At 69.1% G+C, this 22,422-nt stretch carries 16 protein-coding genes; 12 read left to right on the forward strand and 4 right to left on the reverse strand.

Annotation, left to right across the window (positions count from 1 at the left end; all coding sequences use genetic code 11):
• The first annotated feature begins 4 nt into the window (after positions 1-4).
• The 8 genes from rfbD (at position 5) to RAC81_RS00360 (ending at position 11,667) form a co-directional block, all read left to right on the forward strand.
• A complete protein-coding gene (gene rfbD, locus RAC81_RS00325; protein ID WP_375080446.1) occupies positions 5-1,420 on the forward strand; it encodes a dTDP-4-dehydrorhamnose reductase in 1,416 nt (471 codons plus the stop codon).
• A 38-nt stretch (positions 1,421-1,458) separates the two neighbouring features.
• Positions 1,459-3,543, forward strand: a complete 2,085-nt coding sequence (locus RAC81_RS00330) for an acyltransferase family protein (RefSeq protein WP_375080980.1) — start codon at positions 1,459-1,461, stop codon at positions 3,541-3,543.
• 103 nt (positions 3,544-3,646) lie between these two features.
• A complete protein-coding gene (locus tag RAC81_RS00335; protein WP_375080447.1) occupies positions 3,647-5,683 on the forward strand; it encodes an acyltransferase family protein in 2,037 nt (678 codons plus the stop codon).
• 88 nt (positions 5,684-5,771) lie between these two features.
• A complete protein-coding gene (gene glf / locus RAC81_RS00340) occupies positions 5,772-6,908 on the forward strand; it encodes a UDP-galactopyranose mutase (RefSeq protein WP_375080448.1) in 1,137 nt (378 codons plus the stop codon).
• Positions 6,909-6,919: 11 nt separating this feature from the next.
• The gene (locus RAC81_RS00345; RefSeq protein ID WP_375080449.1) at positions 6,920-8,824 is read left to right on the forward strand and encodes a glycosyltransferase; all 1,905 of its coding nucleotides are present in this window, start codon (positions 6,920-6,922) and stop codon (positions 8,822-8,824) included.
• A 45-nt stretch (positions 8,825-8,869) separates the two neighbouring features.
• On the forward strand, positions 8,870-9,661 hold the full coding sequence (locus RAC81_RS00350) for an ABC transporter permease (RefSeq protein ID WP_375080450.1): 792 nt from the start codon (positions 8,870-8,872) through the stop codon (positions 9,659-9,661).
• Positions 9,661-10,395, forward strand: coding sequence for an ABC transporter ATP-binding protein (locus RAC81_RS00355; RefSeq protein WP_375080451.1), 735 nt, complete (start codon positions 9,661-9,663; stop codon positions 10,393-10,395). The genes RAC81_RS00350 and RAC81_RS00355 overlap by 1 nt, the downstream gene beginning before the upstream one ends.
• Positions 10,396-10,491: 96 nt before the next feature.
• Entirely contained in the window at positions 10,492-11,667 is a 1,176-nt protein-coding gene (locus RAC81_RS00360) for a polysaccharide pyruvyl transferase family protein (RefSeq protein WP_375080452.1), read from the forward strand.
• 19 nt (positions 11,668-11,686) lie between these two features.
• Here the strand turns inward: RAC81_RS00360 and RAC81_RS00365 are convergent, their stop codons facing one another.
• The 4 genes from RAC81_RS00365 to RAC81_RS00380 all read right to left on the reverse strand — a co-directional run bounded on the left by RAC81_RS00365 (position 11,687) and on the right by RAC81_RS00380 (position 16,054).
• On the reverse strand, positions 11,687-12,283 hold the full coding sequence (locus tag RAC81_RS00365) for a hypothetical protein (protein ID WP_375080453.1): 597 nt from the start codon (positions 12,281-12,283) through the stop codon (positions 11,687-11,689).
• Positions 12,284-12,287: 4 nt separating this feature from the next.
• Complete coding sequence (locus RAC81_RS00370; protein ID WP_375080455.1) at positions 12,288-13,244, reverse strand: glycosyltransferase family 2 protein; 957 nt, start codon at positions 13,242-13,244, stop codon at positions 12,288-12,290.
• 99 nt (positions 13,245-13,343) lie between these two features.
• Entirely contained in the window at positions 13,344-14,642 is a 1,299-nt protein-coding gene (locus tag RAC81_RS00375; protein WP_375080456.1) for an O-antigen ligase family protein, read from the reverse strand.
• Entirely contained in the window at positions 14,639-16,054 is a 1,416-nt protein-coding gene (locus RAC81_RS00380; RefSeq protein ID WP_375080458.1) for an O-antigen ligase family protein, read from the reverse strand. Before RAC81_RS00380 ends, RAC81_RS00375 begins: the two co-directional genes overlap by 4 nt.
• 127 nt (positions 16,055-16,181) lie before the next feature.
• On the opposite strand from RAC81_RS00380, the gene manA reads away from it, so the two are divergent.
• The 4 genes from manA to RAC81_RS00400 all read left to right on the forward strand — a co-directional run bounded on the left by manA (position 16,182) and on the right by RAC81_RS00400 (position 22,409).
• Complete coding sequence (gene manA, locus RAC81_RS00385; protein ID WP_375080459.1) at positions 16,182-17,324, forward strand: mannose-6-phosphate isomerase, class I; 1,143 nt, start codon at positions 16,182-16,184, stop codon at positions 17,322-17,324.
• Between the two features lie 158 nt (positions 17,325-17,482).
• Positions 17,483-17,800, forward strand: coding sequence for a WhiB family transcriptional regulator (locus tag RAC81_RS00390; RefSeq protein WP_096714762.1), 318 nt, complete (start codon positions 17,483-17,485; stop codon positions 17,798-17,800).
• Positions 17,801-17,871: 71 nt separating this feature from the next.
• Complete coding sequence (locus RAC81_RS00395; RefSeq protein WP_375080460.1) at positions 17,872-21,033, forward strand: glycosyltransferase; 3,162 nt, start codon at positions 17,872-17,874, stop codon at positions 21,031-21,033.
• Positions 21,030-22,409, forward strand: a complete 1,380-nt coding sequence (locus RAC81_RS00400) for a DUF5719 family protein (RefSeq protein ID WP_375080461.1) — start codon at positions 21,030-21,032, stop codon at positions 22,407-22,409. The genes RAC81_RS00395 and RAC81_RS00400 overlap by 4 nt, the downstream gene beginning before the upstream one ends.
• Positions 22,410-22,422 lie beyond the last annotated feature (13 nt).

Here is a 22,422-nt window from a genome sequence, read left to right on the forward strand (position 1 = left end):
GCGCGTGAGTGAGATCGAATTCGGGAAGGCGCTGTCCGTCACCGAGACACCGATCCCCGGTCTGGTCGTCTTCGATCTGCCGGTTCACGGCGACTCCCGAGGATGGTTCAAGGAGAACTGGCAGCGGGAGAAGATGACGGCTGCCGGCCTGCCGGATTTCGGTCCCGTTCAGAACAACATCTCCTTCAACGATGCGGTCGGCACGACCCGAGGGATCCACGCCGAGCCCTGGGACAAGTGGGTGTCCGTGGCGACGGGGCGGATCTTCGGTGCGTGGGTCGACCTGCGTGAGGGGCCGAGTTTCGGGAAGACCTTCACCGTCGAGGTCGATCCGTCCCGTGCCGTCTTCGTGCCGCGAGGAGTGGGCAACGCCTACCAGACGCTCGAGGCCGACACCGCATACACGTACCTCGTCAACGACCACTGGTCGCCGGACGCCTCCTACTCGTTCCTGAACCTCGCCGACGAGACGGCAGCGATCGCCTGGCCGATCCCGCTCTCGGAGGTCGAGATCTCCGAGAAGGATCGAGCGCATCCCCGACTCGCCGATGTCACGCGCATCGCCGCGAAGAAGGTCCTCGTCGTCGGTGCCGGGGGTCAGCTCGGGAGCGCCCTGCGTGCCGAGTTCGGCGAGGACGCCCGCGTGGAGTGGACCACGCGCGCAGACTTCGACCTCGCCGACCCCGGCATCGTCGGAGCACGTCGCTGGCGTGACTACGCCGTCATCGTGAACGCCGGTGCCTACACCGCCGTGGATCAGGCCGAGACCCCCGACGGCCGCCGGGACGCGTGGACGGCCAATGCCGAGGGGCCGGCTCGACTCGCGAAGATCGCGGCGGAGTACGGGGTCACGGTGGTGCACGTGTCGAGCGACTACGTCTTCGACGGCACCGAGGACCGGCCCTATCGCGAAGACGACGCCCTCTGTCCGCTCGGCGTCTACGGGCAGTCGAAGGCCGCGGGCGACATCGCCGTGGCCACGGCGCCACGGCACTACATCCTGCGAACGTCGTGGGTCATCGGCGAGGGCAAGAACTTCGTGCGCACGATGGCATCCCTGGCCGAGCGGGGCATCGATCCGTCGGTGGTGAACGACCAGCGCGGGCGTCTGACGTTCGCGTCGGAGATCGCACGGGCCATCGTGCACCTCCTCGACTCCGGAGCGCCGTACGGCACGTACAACGTCACCGGCTCCGGTGAGCCGCGAACGTGGGCCGCCATCGCCGCGGACATCTTCGCGATCACCGGCGCTGAGGCGTCGCGCGTATCGGGCGTCAGCACGGCGGACTACTTCGCCTCGGCGAACGGTCCGGTCGCGCCGCGGCCGTCGAACAGCGTGCTCGATCTGTCGAAGCTCGAGGCCACCGGCTTCGTGCCGCGTGACGCCGACGAGCAGCTTCGGGAGTATCTGGCACGGTGACATCGACGGCGGCTCCGTCCGCGGTCACCCGCGCATCGGTGCGCGCCCGGGGTTTCCGCACGGATATCCAAGCCCTCCGGGCCGTGGCGATCGTGCTCGTCGTGGTCAACCACCTCTGGCCGGATCGACTTCCCGGCGGTTACGTCGGCGTCGACGTGTTCTTCGTGATCTCCGGCTTCCTGATCACCGGCCACCTGTTGTCTGAAGTCGATCGCACCGGCCGGATCCGTCTCGTAGCGTTCTACGCGCGGCGGATCCGCCGGCTCCTTCCCGCCGCGCTGCTCGTGATCGTCGTCACGCTCGTCGGAGTCTGGCTGCTGCTGCCGTTCACCAGGTGGGGTGACAACGCCCTGCAGTCGATCGCGAGTGTGTTCTACGTCGAGAACTGGGCCCTCGCGGCCCTGTCGGTCGATTACTCCGCACACAATGCCGCAGCGAGCGCCGTGCAGCACTTCTGGTCGCTCTCGGTCGAGGAGCAGTTCTATCTGGTCTGGCCGCTGCTCATCCTGCTGACCGTCTCGCTGGCTGCATCACGGCGCTCGTCCGTCCGGAAGGTCGTGCCTGTCGTGATCGCGGGCGTGGCAGTGCTGTCCTTCCTCGCCGCCGTCGCCTACACCGCCGCGTCACCCTCTCAGGCGTACTTCGTGACGTTCACCCGTGCGTGGCAGTTCGCCGTGGGTGCGGCGGTCGCCGTGTTGCCGGCGGCCCTGCTCGGTCGGCTGCACGCCATCACCGCCGCGACGCTCTCCGCTCTGGGGTTCGTCGGCATCGCGGTGGCGGCGGTGCTGTTCGGCCCGCAGACGCCCTACCCGGGGTCGGCTGCTGCGCTTCCCGTCCTGGCGACGGCGGCCGTGCTGGTGGCCGGCACAGGTCGCCGCGCTCCCGTGCTGCTGATCTCCACTGTCACGGATTCCCGCCCCGTGCAGTGGCTGGGTGACGTCTCGTACTCGCTGTATCTGTGGCACTGGCCGCTCATCGTGCTGGCTCCGTTCGTGATCGGCGCACCTCTCTCGTGGTGGTCTCGCCTGAGCGTGCTCGCCGTCGCTCTCGTCCTCGCGGCGGTCGGTCGCCGATTCGTCGAGATCCCTGCGCAGAGAGCCCTCTGGTGGCGGCCGCCGCGCCGCGCTTACGCGGGGGCCGCGGCGATGATGGCCGCCGCCGCGCTCGTCGCGCTTCTCCTGCTGGCTGCGTCCTCGTCGCGCGCGTCGGATGCCGCGGCCGACGAGGGCCGCCCCACGACGTGCTCCGGCCTCGGCTCCGCCGGCGGACAGGATGCGTGCGATCCGACCGAACCGGTGGCGGATCCCATCGTCACGCAGAACGATGCGTACTTCGGCCTCGCTCCGCAGTGCGGCGATCTGCTTCCGCTGCTCGAACTCGACGGCCGGCGCACGACGCGCGAATGCGACTTCTCCGCCGGGGCGGATGCGCCGCGGGTCTGGCTCGTCGGCGACTCGCACGCTGAACAGTGGCAGGCGGCGATCTTCCCGATCGCGGCCGAGCAGGGCTGGCGGCTCACGATCAGCTCCTTCCCCGGCTGTCCTCCTGCCGAGGTCGCCTTCGTCGGCTTCGACGCGCTGTGGGGCCCGGTCGATTTCGATCGCTGTCGGCAGTGGGCGTCGTCGCTGAGCGACGAGCTCGTCGCAGAGGCCCCCGACCTCGTCATCACATCGATGGCCGCGCGCCAGCAGCTGGTCGACGACGGCTCCGGCCGCCCGCATGACGAACAGTTCGTCGAGGGGCTCCGAGAGACGTGGCAGCGGTGGACGGACGCGGGGATCCCCGTCGTGCCTGTCTTCGACACACCGCTGAACGCCGATGTGAGGGACCAGGACTGTCTCGTCCTGAATGCGGACACCCCGCAGGAGTGCGCCGTGCCCCGCGACGTCGCGATGCCGTCGGACCCGGTGGCGCTCGCCGCATCCGGCGCCGAGGGCGGAGTCTGGCCGGCCGACATGTCGCGGTTCCTCTGCGACGACTCGCGCTGCTTCGCGGCCGTCGACGGCGAGCCCGTGTACTTCGATGCGGATCATCTGAGCAGTGCCTACGCGGCGTCGCTCAGCGGGCAGTTGCGGGATGTCGTCGACGAGGCGATGGCGAGCGGAGCCCAGCGCTCACCGTGACCGGCGGGCGCAGAATCCTGGGATAACGTGGATACGGTTCCTCCGACCGCCCGAACGGCGAGGGCCCGCATCCGCCAGCCGACTTCCGAACGAGGTGTCCGGGGTGACCACGACGCAGTCGACCGCGCCCGCGACAGGGTTGCGCCACCGGAACGACATCGACGGTCTGAGGACGGTGGCGATCGTCCTCGTGGTGATCTACCACGTGTGGTTGGGGCGCGTCTCGGGCGGCGTGGACGTGTTCCTCATGATCTCGGCCTTCCTGCTCACGGCGTCGCTGACCCGACGTGCCGCCGAGGGCACGCCCCTCGCACTGGGGGCGTTCTGGAGCCGGCGATTCCGACGGCTGGTCCCCGCCGCGGCCGTCACCATGCTCGGCATCCTCGCCGCCGCCCTCGCGTTCATGCCCCCGACGCAATGGCCGCGCATCTGGTCGGAGACACTCGCCAGTCTCTTCTACGTCGAGAACTGGCACCTCGCTCTCGCGGAGGTCGACTACTACGCGCGGGACAGCGCCGAGACCAGTCCTCTGCAGCACTTCTGGTCGTTGTCGGTGCAGGGGCAGGTGTTCCTTCTCTGGCCCGTGCTCATCGCCCTCGTCGCGGTGGCGCTGCGAACGCGGCGCCACCTCGTGCGCCCGGTGTTGGGCGCGGTCTTCGCCGGCATCTTCATCTCGTCCCTGTGGTTCTCGATCACCGAGACCAGGGACGCGCAGGCGTTCGCCTATTTCGACACCCGGACGAGGCTGTGGGAGTTCGCCGCCGGGTCGCTGGTGGCGCTCGCGCTGCCCCATCTCAGACCGACGCGCCTCGTCGGAGCGATCCTGGGCTGGGCAGGGCTCGTCGGTATCGTGCTGTGCGGCATCGTCCTCGACGTCCGCGGTGGCTTCCCCGGTCACCTCGCCCTGTGGCCGGTGCTCTGCACCGCTGCGGTCATCGTGTCGGGGAACACGCCGAGTCGGCTGGGGCCCGCTCGTCTGCTCTCGTCGCGACCGCTGACGGTGCTCACGCCGGACGCCTACGCGCTGTACCTGGTGCACTGGCCGATCCTCGTCTTCTGGATGGCGGCGGCGGACACCGACCGGGTGGGCCCGCTCTCCGGCCTCGCGGTGGTGGCACTCTCACTCGTGGCCGCTCGTCTGCTGTCTCGGGGAGTCGAGCAGCCCTTGATGCGCGGTTCCGCACGCCCGGGCCGTGGTGCAGCACTGCGGGGGATCGCGCTGGTCGCGGCATCCGTCGTTGTGGTCGCAGGCGCCACCGGGGGATGGCGGTGGATCGAGCAGACCAGGACGCAACAGCTCGCGAACGCGGCCGCCGATGCCGACTACCCGGGCGCCGCTCAGGTCGAGGTCCCCTTCGAGATCGCGAGCGCCGACGTGCCGCTGCTGCCGGCGCCGACCGCGCTCGACGGCGAATGGGAAGCGGTCGGACCGGCGTGCGCGGGGGCGCTCGCGCCGTCCGCGTCGATCCTCGACGGCACCTGCAACCAGAGTCCGGACGCCGACATCGCCGCGATGCGGATCCTCGTGATCGGGGATTCCCATGCCCAACAGCTGGCCGCCCCTCTCATCGCCCTGTCGGAGGACCGGGATCTCGCCGTCATCACGCTCCTCCAGGGCGGATGCACCGTCGGTGTGCTCGAGGAATCGCGCAGCGGCTCGATGGACTCGTGCGAGCCGTGGGTGCGCGCGGCCCTGCAGTACGCGGCGGAGATCCGACCGGACGCCGTGTACACCGTGCTGACTCGCGCCGATGCCGAACAGCCCGAACGGCTGCTGCACGGCGTCGACCAGGCGATCGACGCGTTCGCCGAGGCGGACATCCCCGTCATCGGCATCCGCGACAATCCTCGTTTCTCGTTCGACATGTACGCGTGCGCGCTCGACGAATCTCGGAGCTGCGACGTGGCCCGCGACGATGTGCTGGCCCCGGAGAACCCGGCGGCGGCGCTCTCCGACGCCGTCACCGTGGTGGACTTCACGCCGTGGCTGTGCCCGTGGGACGTCTGTCACGCCGCCATCGGCAACATCGCCGTCTACATCGACGACAACCATCTCTCGCGCAGTTATGCGCGCACTCTTGCGCCGTTCCTGGACGAGATCCTGACCGAATCGCACAGGGTGGCCCTGCCCTCAGCGTGATCTCACGACGCGCCAGCTAAAATGAGGGGACGCGTGCCTCGCCGGCTCGTCTCGTCATCGTGTCGCTCAGCATCAGGAAAGTTGCATCATGGATCTCCTCGTCGTCGGGTCGGGCTTCTTCGGACTCACCATCGCAGAACGCGCGGCCGCCGCGGGCCGGAAGGTGACGGTGATCGACCGGCGATCCCACATCGGGGGCAACGCATACAGCGAGAACGAGCCCGAGACGGGCATCGAGGTCCACCGGTACGGTGCGCATCTCTTCCACACGTCGAACCCGACCGTGTGGGAGTACGTCAACCGCTTCACCACCTTCACGAACTACGTGCACCGGGTCTACACGAATCACGACGGCGTCGTGTACCCCCTGCCGATCAACCTGGGCACGATCAACCAGTTCTTCCGTGCCGCCCACTCGCCGGACGAGGCCCGCGACCTCATCACGGAGCTCGCAGGCGAGTTCGACCCGAAGTCCGCGCAGAACCTCGAAGAGCGTGGCATCGGGCTCATCGGACGTCCGCTGTACGAGGCGTTCATCCGCGACTACACCGCCAAGCAGTGGCAGACCGATCCGAAAGACCTCCCCGCGGAGATCATCAGCCGTCTCCCCGTGCGGTACACGTACGACAACCGCTACTTCAACGACAAGTGGGAGGGCCTGCCGACCGACGGCTACACGGCGTGGATCGAGCGCATGGCGGATCACGAGAACATCGAGGTGAAGCTCGACGTCGACTTCTTCGACGACTCCCAGCCGCTGAGCAAGAAGGCCACCGTCGGACAGGTGCCGATCGTCTACACGGGCCCGGTCGACCGCTACTTCGACTACGCCGAGGGCGCGCTGTCGTGGCGGACCCTCGACTTCGAGGAGGAGGTCCTGCCCACGGGGGACTTCCAGGGAACGCCGGTCATGAACTACGCGGACGCGGACGTGCCGTACACGCGCATCCACGAGTTCCGTCACTTCCACCCCGAGCGCGAGGACCGTTACCCCAAGGACAAGACGGTGATCATGCGCGAGTTCTCGCGTTTCGCCACCAAGGACGACGAGCCCTACTACCCGGTGAACACGCCGAGCGACCGCAGCGGACTCCTCGCGTACCGCGAGCTGACCAAGGGGGAGCGGGACGTGCACTTCGGCGGACGCCTCGGCACCTACCAGTACCTCGACATGCACATGGCCATCGGCTCGGCGCTGTCGATGTGGAACAACGACCTCGCCTGATGGGACACGCAATGAGCGACACTGAGACCGATCGATTCGTCACCGTCAATCACACGGTATTCCCGACCGAGGGAGTCGCGGAGGTGTCGGCGCTCTATGTCGACACGGGAACGGGCGACGGATCGCAGCCGGGTCAGTCCTACGAGATCGTCGGCCGACGGAGCATCAAGGTCTACGCGCATCATCGTGTGTCGCTGAGCACCTATTTCAATGCGTTCCCGGCCAGCTACTGGCAGCACGGGACGACCGTGCGATCCGTGCGGCTCGTCGCGACGGTCAAGGGCAAGGGTCTGATCTCCGTCTACAAGTCGAGCGCACGGGGACGGGCATCGGCGCTGGCGTCGAAGTCGTTCACCGATGAGACGGTGACCTTCGACCTCCCCATCGCGTCCTTCATCGACGGGGGCTCGTACTGGTTCGACATCGCCGCAGGGAAGTCCGACGTCACGCTGCTGGAGGCGGAATGGCAGGTCGCGGCGCCGGAGGATTGGACACCGGGCAAGACGACGGTCGGCATCACGACCTTCAACCGCCCCACGTACTGCCTGAACCAGATCATCGCCGTCGGACAGAACGAGCACGTCCACGATGTGCTCGACCGGGTGATCGTGGTCGATCAGGGCACCGATCTGGTGTCCGATCAGCCCGGTTTCGCGGACGCCGCGGAGAAGTTGGGCGACAAGCTCGAGGTCCTGCGGCAGCCCAACCTCGGCGGCTCCGGCGGGTTCTCGCGAGCGATGCTCGAGTCCCTTTCGTCCGAGAACAGCCGCTACGTCCTCCTGCTCGACGACGATGCCATCTCGGAGCCGGAGGCGATCGTACGCGCCGTGCGCTTCGGTGACTTCGCGGTCACGCCCACGATCGTCGGCGGAGGGATGCTGCACCTCGATGACCGATCTGTGCTCTATACGCAGGGCGAGGTGTGGGATCAGCGCAAGTCCTGGATGCGCCCTTCGGGCGCCAGCGAATACGACCACGACTTCGCGGAGGAGCCGCTTCGCGATACGCCTGAACTTCACCGCTACCTGGGCGCCGACTTCAACGGGTGGTGGATGTGCTTGATCCCGACGGCCATCCTCCGCGAGATCGGGCTGTCCCTGCCGGTCTTCCTCAAGTTCGACGACGTCGAGTACTCGTTGCGCGCCCGTGAGCACGGCTACCCGACCGTCTGCCTCCCCGGCGTCGCCGTGTGGCACATGGCCTGGCATGACAAAGACCCCACGCGCACGTGGGAGGAGTACTTCATCCATCGCAACCGCGTGGTGACGGGATTGCTGCGATCCCACGTCCGCAACGGCGGAATCCTGCCGCTGCATTCGTTCCTCGGCGACGTCAAGCTGCTGTTCATGCTGCAGTACTCAGCCGTGCGTCTGAGGCACGAGGCGCTCCGCGACGTGATGAGCGGACCGGCCGCCCTTCCGGCGATGCTGCCCACGAAGCAGAGCGAGATCAGGGAGCTTCGCACGCAGTACATCGACTCGGAGGTCGTGGCGGATCTCGCCACGCTCCCGCCGGTGCGCCGCTCGTCGGTGGTCATCCTCGGCGGTGTTCGCAAGCCGACCAACCCCATCTCGGCGCTCATCCTGGCGGCTCGGGTCGGCGTGCGTCAGCTGGTGATCAAGCAGTCCGCGGGGAGCCGACGCAATCCGGAGAGGATCATCTCCGCCCAGGACATCAATTGGTGGCGTTTCGCGGACATCGATTCAGCCCTCGTGACCTCGCCCGACGGGAACGGCGTGGCGTGGTATCAGCGAGACCGCGCGATCATGCACCGCTTCCTCTGGAGGAGCATCCGGCTGAACCTCGCCCTCGCTCGGCGGTGGAATCGGCTGGCGCGGGAGTACGCGGACGGCACCCCGGCGATCACGTCGCCCGAGCGGTGGCGACAGGCGTTCGACAGTGTCCACACCGATTGACGCACCCCCGTCCCGGGGGCAGGCAGGCCTGAGCGCGGACATCCCATGACATCTTCGACGATCGGCGCGCCGGGTACCCCACGCCGCTACCTCCATTCGCTGTGGCTGCTCTCGGCGCGCGACCTCCGGGTCCGTTACGCGACGAGTTCGCTGGGGTACCTGTGGTCGGTGCTCGATCCGCTCGTGATGAGTGCGATCTACTGGTTCGTCTTCACTCAGGTCTTCCACCGGAGCGTGGGGGAGGACCCGTACATCGTCTTCCTCATCGTTGCGCTGCTGCCCTGGGTGTGGTTCAACGCCGCGGTCGGCGACTTCACACGGGCGTTCATCAAGGACGCCCGACTGGTGCGGTCGACGGCCATACCTCGAACCATCTGGGTGAACCGCATCGTCCTGAGCAAGGGCATCGAGTTCGTCTTCTCCATACCCGTCCTGATCCTCTTCGCCGTGTTCAGCGGTGCGCAGGTCACGTGGGGACTGCTGTGGTTCCCGGTGGCGGTGGTCATGCAAGCGGCCCTTCTCGTCGGCCTCGGGCTCCTCGTCGCCCCTCTCTGCGTGCTCTACACGGACCTCGAGCGCACCACCGCCCTCGTCCTGCGCGCCATGTTCTACGCCTCTCCGGTGATCTACAGCTTCCGCGACCTCCCGGATCCGATCCACATGATCGGCGCCTTCAACCCGCTGGCGGGGATCTTCACGCTCTATCGCGTCGGGTTCTTCCCCGACCTGTGGGATCCCGTGCCCATAGCGATCAGCGTGGCGATGTGCGCGGGGATCCTCGCAGCCGGCATCTGGACCTTCACCAGGCTCGAACGCCCCGTCCTGAAGGAGTTGTGATGGAGCTCGCGATCGAAGCCTCGGGACTGGGGGTGCGCTTCCGCCGCAACCGGCGTGGACGGCGGAACATCAAGGACCTCTTCGGTGGTACGTCCCGCCGATCGCGCCCGGATGAGTTCTGGCCGCTCCGAGACGTGACGTTCACGGTCGCGGCCGGCGAGTCGATCGGTGTCGTCGGACGCAACGGTCAGGGCAAGTCGACCCTGCTGCGCCTCGTCGCCGGTGTCCTGCTGCCGGATGAGGGCGGTGTGACCGTCCACGGGGGAGTGGCACCTCTCATCGAGATCACGGGAGGGTTCGTCGGCGACCTCACCGTGGCCGAGAACGTCCGGCTCACAGCCGGTCTGCACGGGATGGGAAAGCAGGAGATCGCGAGGCGCTACGACGACATCATCGCCTTCGCCGAGCTGGCGGGATTCGAGAACACGCCGTACAAGCACCTCTCGAACGGGATGAAGGTGCGTCTCGCATTCTCCGTGGTGTCGCAGCTCGACGAGCCGATCCTCCTCGTCGACGAGGTGCTGGCCGTCGGCGACAAGGCGTTTCGTGAGAAGTGCTACGCGCGCATCGACGAGCTCCTCGCGGCGGGACGCACTCTCTTCTTCGTCAGTCACAATGAGCGCGATCTGCGCCGCTTCTGCAAGCGAGGCCTGTATCTGGACCGCGGAAGGCTCGCGCTCGACGGTCCGATCGACGACGTGCTCGAGCGGTACAACGACGACCACAACCGCTGAGCCGGACCGCCCCCACGATAAGCGGATAGGGTGGATCGGAAGCGCGCGTTCACCCGGCCGCGCTGTCGATGACCCTCCCGAGGCGGTCGTTCCCGTATGCCCTCTCTTCCCGTCCCCGGTCGGACGCGCCTTCGGCGCGCCGCATCCGCGCTCTTCTCGCCGTCGCGAGAGCCCGTCTACCTGGTCTCCGCGGCCGGCCAGCCGAACTTCGGTGACGAGTTCATCACGCGCTCCTGGCTCGACTGGCTCGCTGAGAACCAGCCCGAGCGCGAAGTCTGGCTCGACACGATCGAGCCAGGCAGAGCCGCGCACCTGTTCCACGACACCCACCCGCGGTTGCGGACGACCAACACCCTGTGGCATCTCGCCCATACCGGTCCCCGCGAGATCGAACCGGCCGAGGAGCGGGTGCGGGGTCTGATCCACGAGCTCGGCACGCCACGGTACGATCTCGGTCTGCGCGATCTCCGGCGGATGGGGTCCATCCATCTCCTGGGCGGCGGGTACATCAACGAGATCTGGCCCGAGAACTTCGGGATCATCGCGGCGATGACCACGCTGCGTGCGGACTTCGGAGTGCGGATCTTCGCGACCGGACAGGGGTTCTTGCCGCTGAACGCGGAGTTCCGCGATCGTCTCGCTGCCCACCTGGCGAAGTTCGACTTCGTGGACGCGCGCGACGTGCCGAGCGCAGAGGCGTTCGGAATCGAGGTCGGTGCGGACGACGCGTTCCTCGCCTTCGCGAATCGGCGCCCGCTGTACGCCGAGGCCGACGATCTGCCGGATGCGATGGTGCTGATCCAGGGGGACATGTTCCAGGGCGAGGGAGAATCAGCGCTCCGGAGCCTGGTGTCGGATTTCGTCCGCCGCCGTTCGGATCGGACCGTGGGATTCGCGGAAGCGATCCCGCCCGATGATCTGCGATACGCCGAGCCGTTCGTCGCGGAAGGCGCCCCGTTCTACCCGTTCATCCGGATATGGGATCACGGGTTCCCGGCCAAGCCCGGCCAGGAATGGCTCACCTCGCGCTTTCACTTCCACCTGCTCGCGGCCGCCGCCGGTGCGACAGGGAGCATCGTGAACGCGCGGGAGGGGTACTACGACGTGAAGCACGGATCGCTCACCGATCTCGGCACGGGGTGGTCGCTGAACGACGACGTCGAGCACGCCTCGGAGACGCCGACGGGAGACTCGGACTTCCGGAACACGGCCCGCCGCCTCGGGGAAGGACGCGCGGCTCTCGCTGCCCGCCTCTACTCCACCGACCCCTGAACCGCCGTCGGCCGACGGCTCACACGTCGGCGACGGCTCGCACGTCCTCCAGAGCGTTGCGAGCAGCGTCGATCGCAGACGGGATTCCCGAGTCAGCCGCCACCGCGGCGCGAAGGTCGTCCAGACGCGCGGAGTAGGCGCTGAGCGACTCGAGCCACTCCGTCGCTATCGACGCGGGCGCGGGAGTGTCGGCCAACCTCTGCACATCGCCCCGGAGAGAATCCACGAGGCCGGTCGCCTCGGACGCGGACGTCTCGCCGACGTAGCCGAGTCCGGTCTGCGCGTCGTCGAGGAGAGTCCGCACGCGATCGCGGAAGATCGCGACGTCGGGATCCGCGGGCGGCGGAGGGGTGGTGACCGGCGTCGGGGACGGCTCGGGCTCGGCGTCGGCTGATCCGCTCGGCGTCGGCGAGGGCGACGGCGATGGCGAGGTCGAGGTCGAGGTGGTCGCCGCGGGCGTCGGCCTGTCACCCCGGGGAAGCAGGAAGAAGAGCAGCACCCCGACGATGACGACGGCGGCGACGACCAGCCCGACGATCAGCCACACGCGTCCGCGGCCGCGCGGCTTCTGCTCGAGCGGGCCCCACTGCAGGTCCGGCTGGGTGTTCTCGGACATGCGCTCACGCCTCCAGGGGTGGCATCGGCTTCCACGAGCGGTCGCGGCCGAGCCGGCCGCCCTCCTTGAGCCCGCGGAAGAGGTTGCTCGTACCCCGCACGGTGCGCTCGACGAAGAACAGGCGAATGAGCTCCTTGGCGAAGGTCATCGCCGTGCCGAGGCCGAAGAGCACGGGGTTGTAGTTGCGGTGCACGCGGTAGTACTGCTTGAGGTATGCGCGGTTGCGCATGATGTAGTACCGGTACGCGTTGCTCGACGCGTTCATGTGGCGGATGCCCATGTCCCACTGCTTGATCTCACGGGTGCGACGCAGCACGAACTCGTCGACGATCACGGCCGTGGTCTTGCGGGAGGCGAGCCAGCCGTACATCTGGTCGTCCCAGTAGATGAAGAACCGGGGGTCGGGGAGGCCGATCTGCGCGACGATCGAGCGATGTATGAACATGCCCTCGAAGCATCCGCTGTTCATCTCCTTGAAGCCCGACGCGTCGAAACCCGACGGCGCGAAGGGGATCGGGATGCCCATGCGCTCCGCGATGCGGTACTGCCAGTAGAACTCGCTGCCGTCGTAGTCGTAGCGGCGGCCCTGAATGCTCTTGAACCGCGGGGCCCACTTGCCCATCTTGGCGAGTCCGTCGGTCATGACCTCGACGTCGTCGTCCATCATCCAGATCCACTCGGAGCCGAGCTCGTATGCCGTGCGCATGCCCTCGCTGAATCCGCCCGAGCCGCCCGTGTTGGTCTCGAGTCGTCGGTACACGACCTCGGTCCCCAGCCTCGGGCGGAAGGACTCCACGACCTCCGTCGTGTCGTCCGAGGACGCGTTGTCGATGATCACGACGTGCCCGGGCTTGGGGTCCATCGCCGTGATGCTCTCGAGGAGCCCGGTGAGGAGGTGCGATCGGTTGAAGGTGACGATGACGATCGTGGCGGACGCCGGGTCGAAGGGGACGTGTGTCACGAGTGGGATCTCCGGGAGGGTGTGGTCTCGCAGGGCGCCGCGAGCAGACCCCAGCCTACCCGGCGAGGTGAGGAATCCCCTTGAGGGTGCCGCGTGCGGCTAGGGCTCCGGGTGCAGCGTGGGGATCGCTCCCGTGTGGGCCGCGTCGATGTTCTCGCGCCACGACCGTGACTGACCTGCGCGCAGCGCGCAGAGCACGAGCAGGAACCATCCGGCGCCCTCGAGGGTGAAGCTCTCGAACATCGAGTCGACCGCGAGGGTGACGAGCATGAGCGGGGTCCAGGCGTAGACGACGGAGCGGCGGGCGCTCGCGACCAGCCACGATCGGACCATCGCGACGCCTCCGAGCAGGAGGAAGAGCACGAGGCCGGCCCAGCCGAGCTGCAGCATCACGTCGAAGTAGGCGTTCAGCGCGCTCCCGTGGCGGTCGTCGAGGAGGAAGTTGATGTAGGTGAAGGGGAACTCGCCGCGCGCCCAGGGGCCGAACCAGCCCCATCCCTGGATGGGCTTGAGCGAGACGAAGTCGAGGATCGTGTTCCACAGGGTCGCGCGGATCGAGAAGTCGGATCCGGCATCGAGCAGCCGGATGATCGCGTGTCGGAGGATGAATGCCGCGACGAGGGCGATGACGACGAGCACGCTGAGCACCCACTGCACGGCGCCGCGGCGCTCGCGGGGGGTGTGACGCACGATCGTGAGCGCGATCGTGCTCACCCCGACCGCGACGGCGAGGACGATCACGGTAGGGGAGGACGAGAGGAAGGCGAGCAGCGTGGCGAGAGCGATCGACGGGATCGCGAGCGGCGCTGTCACGGACTGGGACCGCCACTCGATCACGAAGGTGATGAGCGCGATGACCGCGATGAAGCCCAGCATGTTGCGGCTGCCGAAGAGACCCTGGATCGGACCGCCGAGCGCGAGGTTCCCCTGGATGCCGAGGAAGGAGAACGGCATGTCGAGCAGGATGCCGGAGAGGATCTCCATCGCGAGCGACAGCACGAGCAGGACACGCAGCGTGTCGCCGATGGCTCGGACCGTCTGGAGGGTGTCGCGCACGTGCCCGGCGGCGATCGCGAGGAACGCGAAGCCGAAGAGGGCCATCCAGCCGAACGCCGTGTCGGATCTGTCCGCGGTCCAGACCAGGCTCACGAGGGCCCACGCCAGGAAGGCGATGAGCGACGAAGGCGCCAGTCGCAGCGGGGAGAGCTCCGCACGGCGGACCCAGAGCACGCTCGCCCCGACGCCGCACAGCACGGCGATGATGGTCGCCAGCGTCACCGACGACGTGAGGCGTTCGATCGTGAACGATCCGAACACAGCGGTCAGCACCGCGATCGTGAACGCCCTGGCGAACTCCGCGGATCCGAGCAGGTCGGCGAGACGCCGTTCGGGCGTCACGGAACCCGCCGTGCTCTCTCGCCGCGCTCGATCACGCGGTCGCGCTCGCCCACGCCGACGAGCGGGACGGACTTGATCTTGAAGGAGAGCATCACGAGCAGCATCCACCCCCACAGCATGATCGGGGTCGACTCGGTGAGTCCCTGCACGAGCAGCACGACCGTGAAGAGATTCGGGAGCAGCGTCAGCGGGGAGTACTCGCGATCGGAGGTGAGGTCCCAGCGCGGGCGGTCGACCGCGAAGAACCAGGAGCGCCACAGCAGGCTCAGGTAGGCGAGGGCCATCAGCACGAGACCGACCACGCCGAGCTGCATCAGGACGTCGAGCCACATGTTGTGCGCGTGGAAGACCGTGATCCCATGGTCGACGATCCACCTGTCGAACGCCGGGTCGAACGGCACCCACGGGCTGGAGAAGCCGTTGCCGAAGAGGGGATGCTGGGCGACGCGCTCGAGCACCTTCTCCCAGATCTTGTCGGATCGACCCGTGAGGTCCGCGCTCCGACCGAGAACCGAGAGCAGGGGCCCCCGGAGCAGCCAGACGGCGCCCGCGAGCACGACGGCTCCGCCGATGAAGATCACGTAGAGGCGGGTGCGGGCGCCGGGGGTCGTGGTCCGTCGCATGAGCAGCGCGACGACGAGGACCACGATGGCCGCCGCAGCGCACGCGTACGCGGTCGCCGATCCTGCTCTGACGAGGAAGTACGCCGCCAGCAGCGACCAGAGGGCGAGCGTCGTGCGCCACCTGGCTCGTGCCGCGAACCGCACGCCGAACGTGATGAGGGCGAACAGGCTGATGATCGCCAGCAGATTCGAGTTGCCTACGATGCCCTGGATGCGCTCGCCGTCGAACAGATTGCCGCGGACCCAGTACCAGTGCGCGTTCACCTCGCCGTCCGGCCGGACGAAGAAGTTCGGCAGGATCGGCCCGTGCACGACGAGAGCGACCCACAGCTCGATCGCGAGGGACAGGCCGAGGATCCACTTGAACGCTGATGCGAGGGCCCGCACGATCTCGCTCCAGCTCAGCACGTGCACGATGAAGAGGGCGTTCACCGTGACTCCGGCGAGCAGAGCCCACGTGAGAAGCGTCGCACCGCGCCACTGCGACCACGCCACCGACCCGAGAGCGAGCACCGTGTAGGCCGTCGCGGCCCACGGCAGACGGCGCCACGCGAAGGCCTGCGGGCGGCGGCGGGACACCATCGGGATGCCGATCGCCAGGGTGACGACGACGAACGCCGCGAGCACGATTCCGGCGCCGATCTCGCCGACGAGGTTGTACACCGCCGAGTGCGCGAACGTCGCGAACAGCACGAGGATGATGTAGCCGCGCAGCAGCAGATGCCCCGTCGACTCGCGTTCCGGTGCGCGGGGCGGAGCGGAGACCGGATGCTTCGTGTACTGCGCCATCGGGATCAGGCTACCGCGCGCACCCTGGCATCGACCCGACGCGCCGTGCGCCCGGTCCGGCTCGTCATCCCTCCGGCCGTGTGTCATCGAGTCGCCCGGTGATCGCGGCGCGCCCTACCCTGGTGACATGCTGCTCAGCCTGACGAACGCTCCCCGCGACTACGCCTGGGGATCCACCACACTCCTCGCCCAGCTCGAGGGCCGCGAACCGGCGGCTCAGCCCGAGGCCGAGGTGTGGTTCGGCGATCACCCCGGGGACCCCGCCGACGTCGAAGGGGGCGGAACGCTCGACTCCGTCACCGGCGGCACACTGCCGTACCTGCTCAAGCTGCTCGCCGCCGCGTCGCCGCTGTCGATCCAGGTGCACCCGACGATCGCGCAGGCGCGGGACGGATGGAGCCGCGAGTCGGACCTGGCTCTCGACGACCCGCGGCGCAACTACCGCGACGACAACCACAAGCCCGAGCTGATCGTGGCCCTCAGCGACCGCTTCGAGTCTCTGAGCGGGCTGCGTGAGGTGCCCGACACCCTGCGGCTGCTCGGCGAGCTGGACGGTGGCACCGGTGTGGGAGCGCTCATCGCGCGCCTTTCGGGTGAGGGCGACGTTCTGCGTGACGCGATCGGCTGGCTGCTCTCCGGCGATGCCCGGGACGAGGTGGACGAGGTCATCGCCGCGGTGCGTGCGGCAGCCGGCTCGGCGACGGGGGAGTGGGCCGACACGCTGCGGGCGGTGTCGGCGATCTCGACGGCGTACCCCGGCGACCCCGGCGTCGTCGTCGCCCTCCTGATGAACCACGTCGTGCTGAAGCGTGGGGAGGGCGTCTTCCTGCGCGCGGGCCTTCTGCACGCGTACATCTCCGGTCTCGGTGTCGAGATCATGGCGGCGAGCGACAACGTGCTGCGCGGAGGCCTGACGCCCAAGCGCATCGACGTTCCCGAGCTGCTGTCGATTCTCGACACGACCGCCGGCGAGGTCCCGGTGCTGCGACCGTCCGCGAGCGGCGCTCTCACGACCTACGAGGTGCCGGTCGCCGATTTCGCTCTCCAGCGCGCCGCACTGTCTGGCGACGACGTCGAGGTGCCGGTGATCGGACCGACGATGGTGCTCGCGACGGCCGGTGACGTGGCGGTGGTGGGTGCGGGTGGCCGACGACGGGCCGTGCCGGTGGGCACGGTCGTCTACGCCGATGCTGAGGAAGGGCGTCTGACCCTGACCGGATCCGGAGAGGCGTTCATCGCGACGCCGGGAGTCGCCGACGACGCACGCTGAACCGGCGACACGCCGAAGCGACACGCCGATGGACCGCCGTGAACCTTCAAGAGATCGTTGAGGGTTTACGATCCGCGACTTGACCGATGCGAATCACACGGGTGTAATTAGTGGTGCACGGCCCGCCGAGGGGGCGGAATACAGGGTTGGAGATCGAGATGACGGGATACCGTTCGGACGTGCCGGACAACTGGTTCGTCGACCCGGTCAACCTCGGCGTTCCGGGGGTCCGCAGGGTCGAGGCCGACGACGACAATGCACTCGCGTGGCAGACCGATGCGCTGTGCTCGCAGACCGATCCCGAGGCCTTCTTCCCCGAGAAGGGCGGATCGACCCGCGACGCGAAGCGGATCTGCACCTCGTGCGACGTGCGCGGCGAATGCCTCGAGTACGCGCTGAACAATGACGAGCGGTTCGGCATCTGGGGCGGCCTCTCCGAGCGCGAGCGCCGCAAGCTCAAGCGTCGCGCGAGCTGACGGCCGGGCTTGGGGCCACGCCGCACCCACTGCATCCGGCGACCGGCGAGCCCGCATAGGCTGACGACGTCATGCCAGCCCGAGTTCATGCCATCATCGTCGCGCGCCCCGGTTCATCCGCCCGCGCGCAGCTGCTGCACACGCTGGACGCTCTGCGTTCACAGACAGTCACGCCGGCGGCGGTCACGCTCGTGATGTGCGGCGATGCGACGACAGCGCGAGAGAGCGCGACCGTCGGGGAGCTGGTCGAGGGGGTCATCGAGGCACGCACGAGCACATCGTTCGCCGATGCGGTGGAGCTGGCGAGGCCGCGGGTCCCCGAGGGCAGCGCGGTCTGGCTTCTCGCGCACGACACCGCCCCGCATCCGCGGGCGCTGGAACGACTCGTCGGCACTCTCGAGCGCTCCCCGTCCGCAGCGATCGCCGCACCGAAGCTCGTGGAGACCGACAACGACCGCGAGATCGTCTCACTCGGCGTGAGCATGACGAGTCTCGGACGCTCCGTCGAGCTCGCCGCGGGCGAGCTCGATCAGGGACAGCACGACGGCCGGGACGACGTCCTCGGCGCCGACATCCGCGGGATGCTCATCCGCTCGCAGGTGAGGGACGCCCTGCGCCCGGATCGGGCGCTCGGGGGCGCCGACGAGGGACTGGACCTCGGCGTCCGCGCCCGACTCGGCGGCGGCCGCGTCGTGCTGGCTCCGGCCGCCCGGATATCGGTGTCGCCGGACGGCCCCGCGGCGCTGCCGGCGGGCCGAGGCAGGCGCGCCTTCGCGCAGAGGCTCGCGCAGCTGCACCGCCGCCTCGCCTACGCTCCGGCGGCCGTGGTCCCTCTGCACTGGCTGACGCTTCTGCCGCTCGCGCTGTGGCGCTCCATCACGCACCTGATCGGGAAGCGCCCGGAAGCCGTGGCGCCGGAGTGGGCAGCCGCGGCCACCGCGATGGCGAGAGTGGGTGCCGTGGCGCGCTCTCGCCAGCGCATCCGCGAGTTCCGCACCTCGACATGGTCGAGCATCGCGCCGCTGCGTGTGAGCCGGGCGGACCTGCGCCGCCGCCTGGACGACGGGCACGGCAGCGAACGCGGCGTCGCGAACGAACTGCGGTTCTTCTCCGGCGGGGGAGCGTGGGCCGTGCTCGCGGCCCTGGTGGTCAGTGTCGCGACGTTCACCTCCCTGCTCGCGTGGCCCGTCCTCGGCGGAGGCGCGCTGCTGCCCCTGCGCACCACGGTCGCGGCTCTCTGGGCCGACGCGGCGTGGGGCATCCGCGGTCTCGGCGTCGACGTCGTCGGACCCGCCGATCCCTTCGCCGGGGTCGTCGCGGTGCTCGGTTCGCTGTGGCCGGCCGGCCCGTCCTTCGCCCTCGTGCTCCTCTGGGTGCTCGCACTACCTCTCGCCGTTCTCGGCGCGTGGTTCGCAGCCACCCGCGTCACGGATCGCGCGGGCCTCCGCATCCTCGCCGGCATCGTGTGGGCGCTGGCGCCGACGTTCCTCACCGCGCTCGTCGACGGCCGTCCCACCGGCGTCCTCGTGCACCTGCTGCTGCCCTGGCTCTTCCACGCGGCGGTCGTCGCGCATCGCTCGTGGGGCGCCGCGGGCGCCGCGTCCCTCCTCTTCGCGGGGGTCGCGGCATGCGCGCCGTCGCTCGTCCCGGCACTGCTGCTGCTGTGGGTGATCGCGGTCGGCATCAGCCTCGCCGGGGCCCGAGTGCGCGGAGCGATCCGGCTCCTCTGGGTGCTGGTGCCCGCCGCGGCCCTGTTCGCGCCGCTGGTCGTCTGGCATCTCCGTCACGGAAGCCTCGTCGCCCTGCTCGGCGACCCCGGCCTGATCTGGGCCGGACCTCAGGTCGCCGCCGATCAGGCGGGTCGCCTCGCTCTCGCTTCGGGATTCCCCTCTGCGGATCTCGGTGAGTGGGCGGACATCCTCGGCCCCGAGCTGGCGCCGTGGATCGGGGTGCTGTTCGCACCGCTCGCGCTCCTCGCACTGATCGCGGCGGTCTCTCCGCGCTGGCGCGTCGGGATCACCCTCCTGCTCGTGGCCGCGAGCGGACTCGCCACGGCGTTCCTCGCGGTCGGCGTCGCCGTCTCGTTCGCTCAGGGCACTCCCGTCGCGGTCTGGCCCGGCAATGGCCTGAGCCTCGCCTGGCTCGGTGTGCTCGGTGCGGCGCTCGTGACGCTCGACAGCGCGGTCTCGCTGCCCCGACTCCGCATCATCGGCGCGGCCGTCGCAGGCCTCGCCGTCGCCGCGTGCGCGGTGCCGGCCCTCGCCGCCTTCCACACCGGACGCACGGTGCTCACCGAGGGGCCTATATCGACGCTGCCCGCCTATGTCGCGGCGCAGGCGGGGGAGGACGACCCGGTCGGAACTCTGGTGCTCACTCCACGCGACGAGGGTGGTCTGGCAGCCGAGGTCGCGTGGGGCGCGAGCGAGACGCTCGGAGCCCAGACCACAATGCTCTCCACCGCGACGGAGCCCCTCGGGCGCGACATCACCACGCTGTCGGTCGACCTGCTCTCGGCGCGAGACTTCGACGCAGCCGCACGACTCGGCGACCTCGGGATCTCGTACGTACTCCTCGCCTCGGTGTCGGATGATCAGTCGGACCGCGCCAGGACGCTCGGGACCGCGGCGATCACCGCTCTCGATCAGCGCGCCGGATTCGTTCAGGCGGGGACGACGGATCGCGGCGTCTTGTATCGGCTCGAAGCGGACGCGGCGCCGCGCGCCGAGCTCTCCACGGGGGAGGAGGCGACCGCCCGCCTCGTGATCACGGTGCAGCTCGTGTTCTTGTTCGCCGCCCTGCTGCTCTCGATACCCACCCGAGCCTCCCGCCGTGCTGCGCGGGCGACGCCGCGCATCGTCGGTCTCGCGCCCGAGGAGCGACTGGTTCTGCCTCGTCACGCGGAGGATCTGGAACACTCGGAGCTCCCTGAGCAGGATGAGCGCGCCGAGGATGCCGCCGACGGCGGGGCCGATGCGCCGCCTGCGGGAGCGGAGTACGAGGCGGTAGCGACAGCAGAGGCGGAAGCGGCAGCAGAGGCGGAAGCGACAGCGGATGCAGATGCTCACGCGTCCGCCGATACTGACGTCGATCCGGCAGACCCGGCAGATCCTGCCGGTCCTGCCGTCGATGACGATCCGCGCGATGACGCCGCGACCGACCAGGCCCCGGAGCACCCGAGCGACCTCGATTCGGATCCTGAGACAGACACCGATGCCGAGGAGGGCAGGCGATGACCGGCAACCGTGCCTTCCGCGTGGCGGCGACCAGTGCGCGCGTGATCACCGGGGCGCTCGTCGCGGCGGCCGTCGTCGTCGGTACAGTCCTCGCGATCTCCTCCTCCCTGCCCACGATCGCCCACGAGCCGGCGCAGGCCGATGTCACGCCGCTGCCCGGCGATGCCGTGCTCGTGTGCAACGGCGACTTCCGCGCTCTCGGCCGTGATCCGTCGAACCCGCTCGAGATGGTGTCGGCGGCATCCCCACGCTTCACGAGCGGCGGGACGACGGGCGCACCGGCCTCCACCACGATCACCGCCGACGACCTCGTCGGTGCGGGTGATGTGCGCCGCCTCGTCGGCGAGGTGCACGATCGCACCGCGCCGCTCATCGCCGGCAGCGAATCGTTCACGCTGGCGGAGGACGACCTCTTCGGGTTCGCCGCCGCTCCTTGCCGCCCCGCGAGCAGTGAGTCGTGGCTGGTCGGCGGGACCGTCGAGACGGGTGCGAAGGACATCGTCGCGCTCACCAACCCGGGTGCGGTGCCCAGCACCGTCTCGCTCTCGGTCTTCGGGACGGTCCGCGCCTCCACCTCGGTCATCGTGCCCGCGGGAACACAGGTGTCATTGCCCCTGTCATCCATCGCCAGCGGCTCGGAGATCCCGATCGTCAAGGTGACGGCCACGGGTTCTCCCGTGCGGGCGGTGCTGCAGTCATCGCTCACCCGCACGCTCGACCCTGCGGGGGCCGACCTGCAGGATGCCGTGCCGGCACCGCAGCGAAACGCCGTGATCCCGGGCGTCCAGGTCATGCAGGCGCCGGCCGACGGCAGCGAGATGGCGGTGCTGCGTCTGATGTCGCCCGACGCCGACACGCAGGCCGTCGTCACCATGCGGAAGGTCGGCGACTCCACGTCGACCACGGAGCTCCCCGTCACGCTCACCGCCGATCAGCCGACGGAGATCTCCCTCGCCTCCGTCCCGGTAGGGGAGTACGTGGTCGACGTCGAGGCGGAGGCGCCCGTGCTCGCGGGCATCCGCGAGCAGGACGGCTCGGGTCCGCAGACGGACTTCGCGTGGCTCCTCCCCGCCCCCGAGTTCGACGACGAGGTGGTCGTGTCGATCCCCGAGGGCCCCGCACCACGCCTGGTGTTCGCCAACGACGAGGACGAGGATGCCGTGGTCGAGATCGCCCTACCGGGCGGCGATCCGTCGTCGGTCACCGTGCCCGCCGGCTCCTCAGCCTCGTTCGAGGTCGACCCCCGCACGTCGTATTCGCTGAGCACCTCCGGCCCGGTCCACGCCTCCGTGCGGATGACCGCGTCCGGTGCGCTCGCGGGCTGGCCCGTATGGCCGGAGGCCGGGGCGCAACAGACGATCACCGTCTTCCCGTGATCTCGCGGGCTCC

Source organism: Microbacterium sp. CR_7 (assembly GCF_041954755.1).
Lineage (GTDB): Bacteria > Actinomycetota > Actinomycetes > Actinomycetales > Microbacteriaceae > Microbacterium.

Excerpts from the sequence above, each read along its gene's own strand:
- manA (WP_375080459.1), top strand. The coding sequence starts at position 16,182 with ATGCTGCTCAGCCTGACGAACGCTCCCCGCGACTACGCCTGGGGATCC.
- RAC81_RS00360 (WP_375080452.1), top strand. The coding sequence starts at position 10,492 with ATGCCCTCTCTTCCCGTCCCCGGTCGGACGCGCCTTCGGCGCGCCGCA.
- RAC81_RS00350 (WP_375080450.1), top strand. The coding sequence starts at position 8,870 with ATGACATCTTCGACGATCGGCGCGCCGGGTACCCCACGCCGCTACCTC.
- RAC81_RS00380 (WP_375080458.1), bottom strand. The coding sequence starts at position 16,054 with ATGGCGCAGTACACGAAGCATCCGGTCTCCGCTCCGCCCCGCGCACCG.
- glf (WP_375080448.1), top strand. The coding sequence starts at position 5,772 with ATGGATCTCCTCGTCGTCGGGTCGGGCTTCTTCGGACTCACCATCGCA.
- RAC81_RS00395 (WP_375080460.1), top strand. The coding sequence starts at position 17,872 with ATGCCAGCCCGAGTTCATGCCATCATCGTCGCGCGCCCCGGTTCATCC.
- RAC81_RS00390 (WP_096714762.1), top strand. The coding sequence starts at position 17,483 with ATGACGGGATACCGTTCGGACGTGCCGGACAACTGGTTCGTCGACCCG.
- RAC81_RS00400 (WP_375080461.1), top strand. The coding sequence starts at position 21,030 with ATGACCGGCAACCGTGCCTTCCGCGTGGCGGCGACCAGTGCGCGCGTG.
- RAC81_RS00345 (WP_375080449.1), top strand. The coding sequence starts at position 6,920 with ATGAGCGACACTGAGACCGATCGATTCGTCACCGTCAATCACACGGTA.
- RAC81_RS00365 (WP_375080453.1), bottom strand. The coding sequence starts at position 12,283 with ATGTCCGAGAACACCCAGCCGGACCTGCAGTGGGGCCCGCTCGAGCAG.
- RAC81_RS00355 (WP_375080451.1), top strand. The coding sequence starts at position 9,661 with ATGGAGCTCGCGATCGAAGCCTCGGGACTGGGGGTGCGCTTCCGCCGC.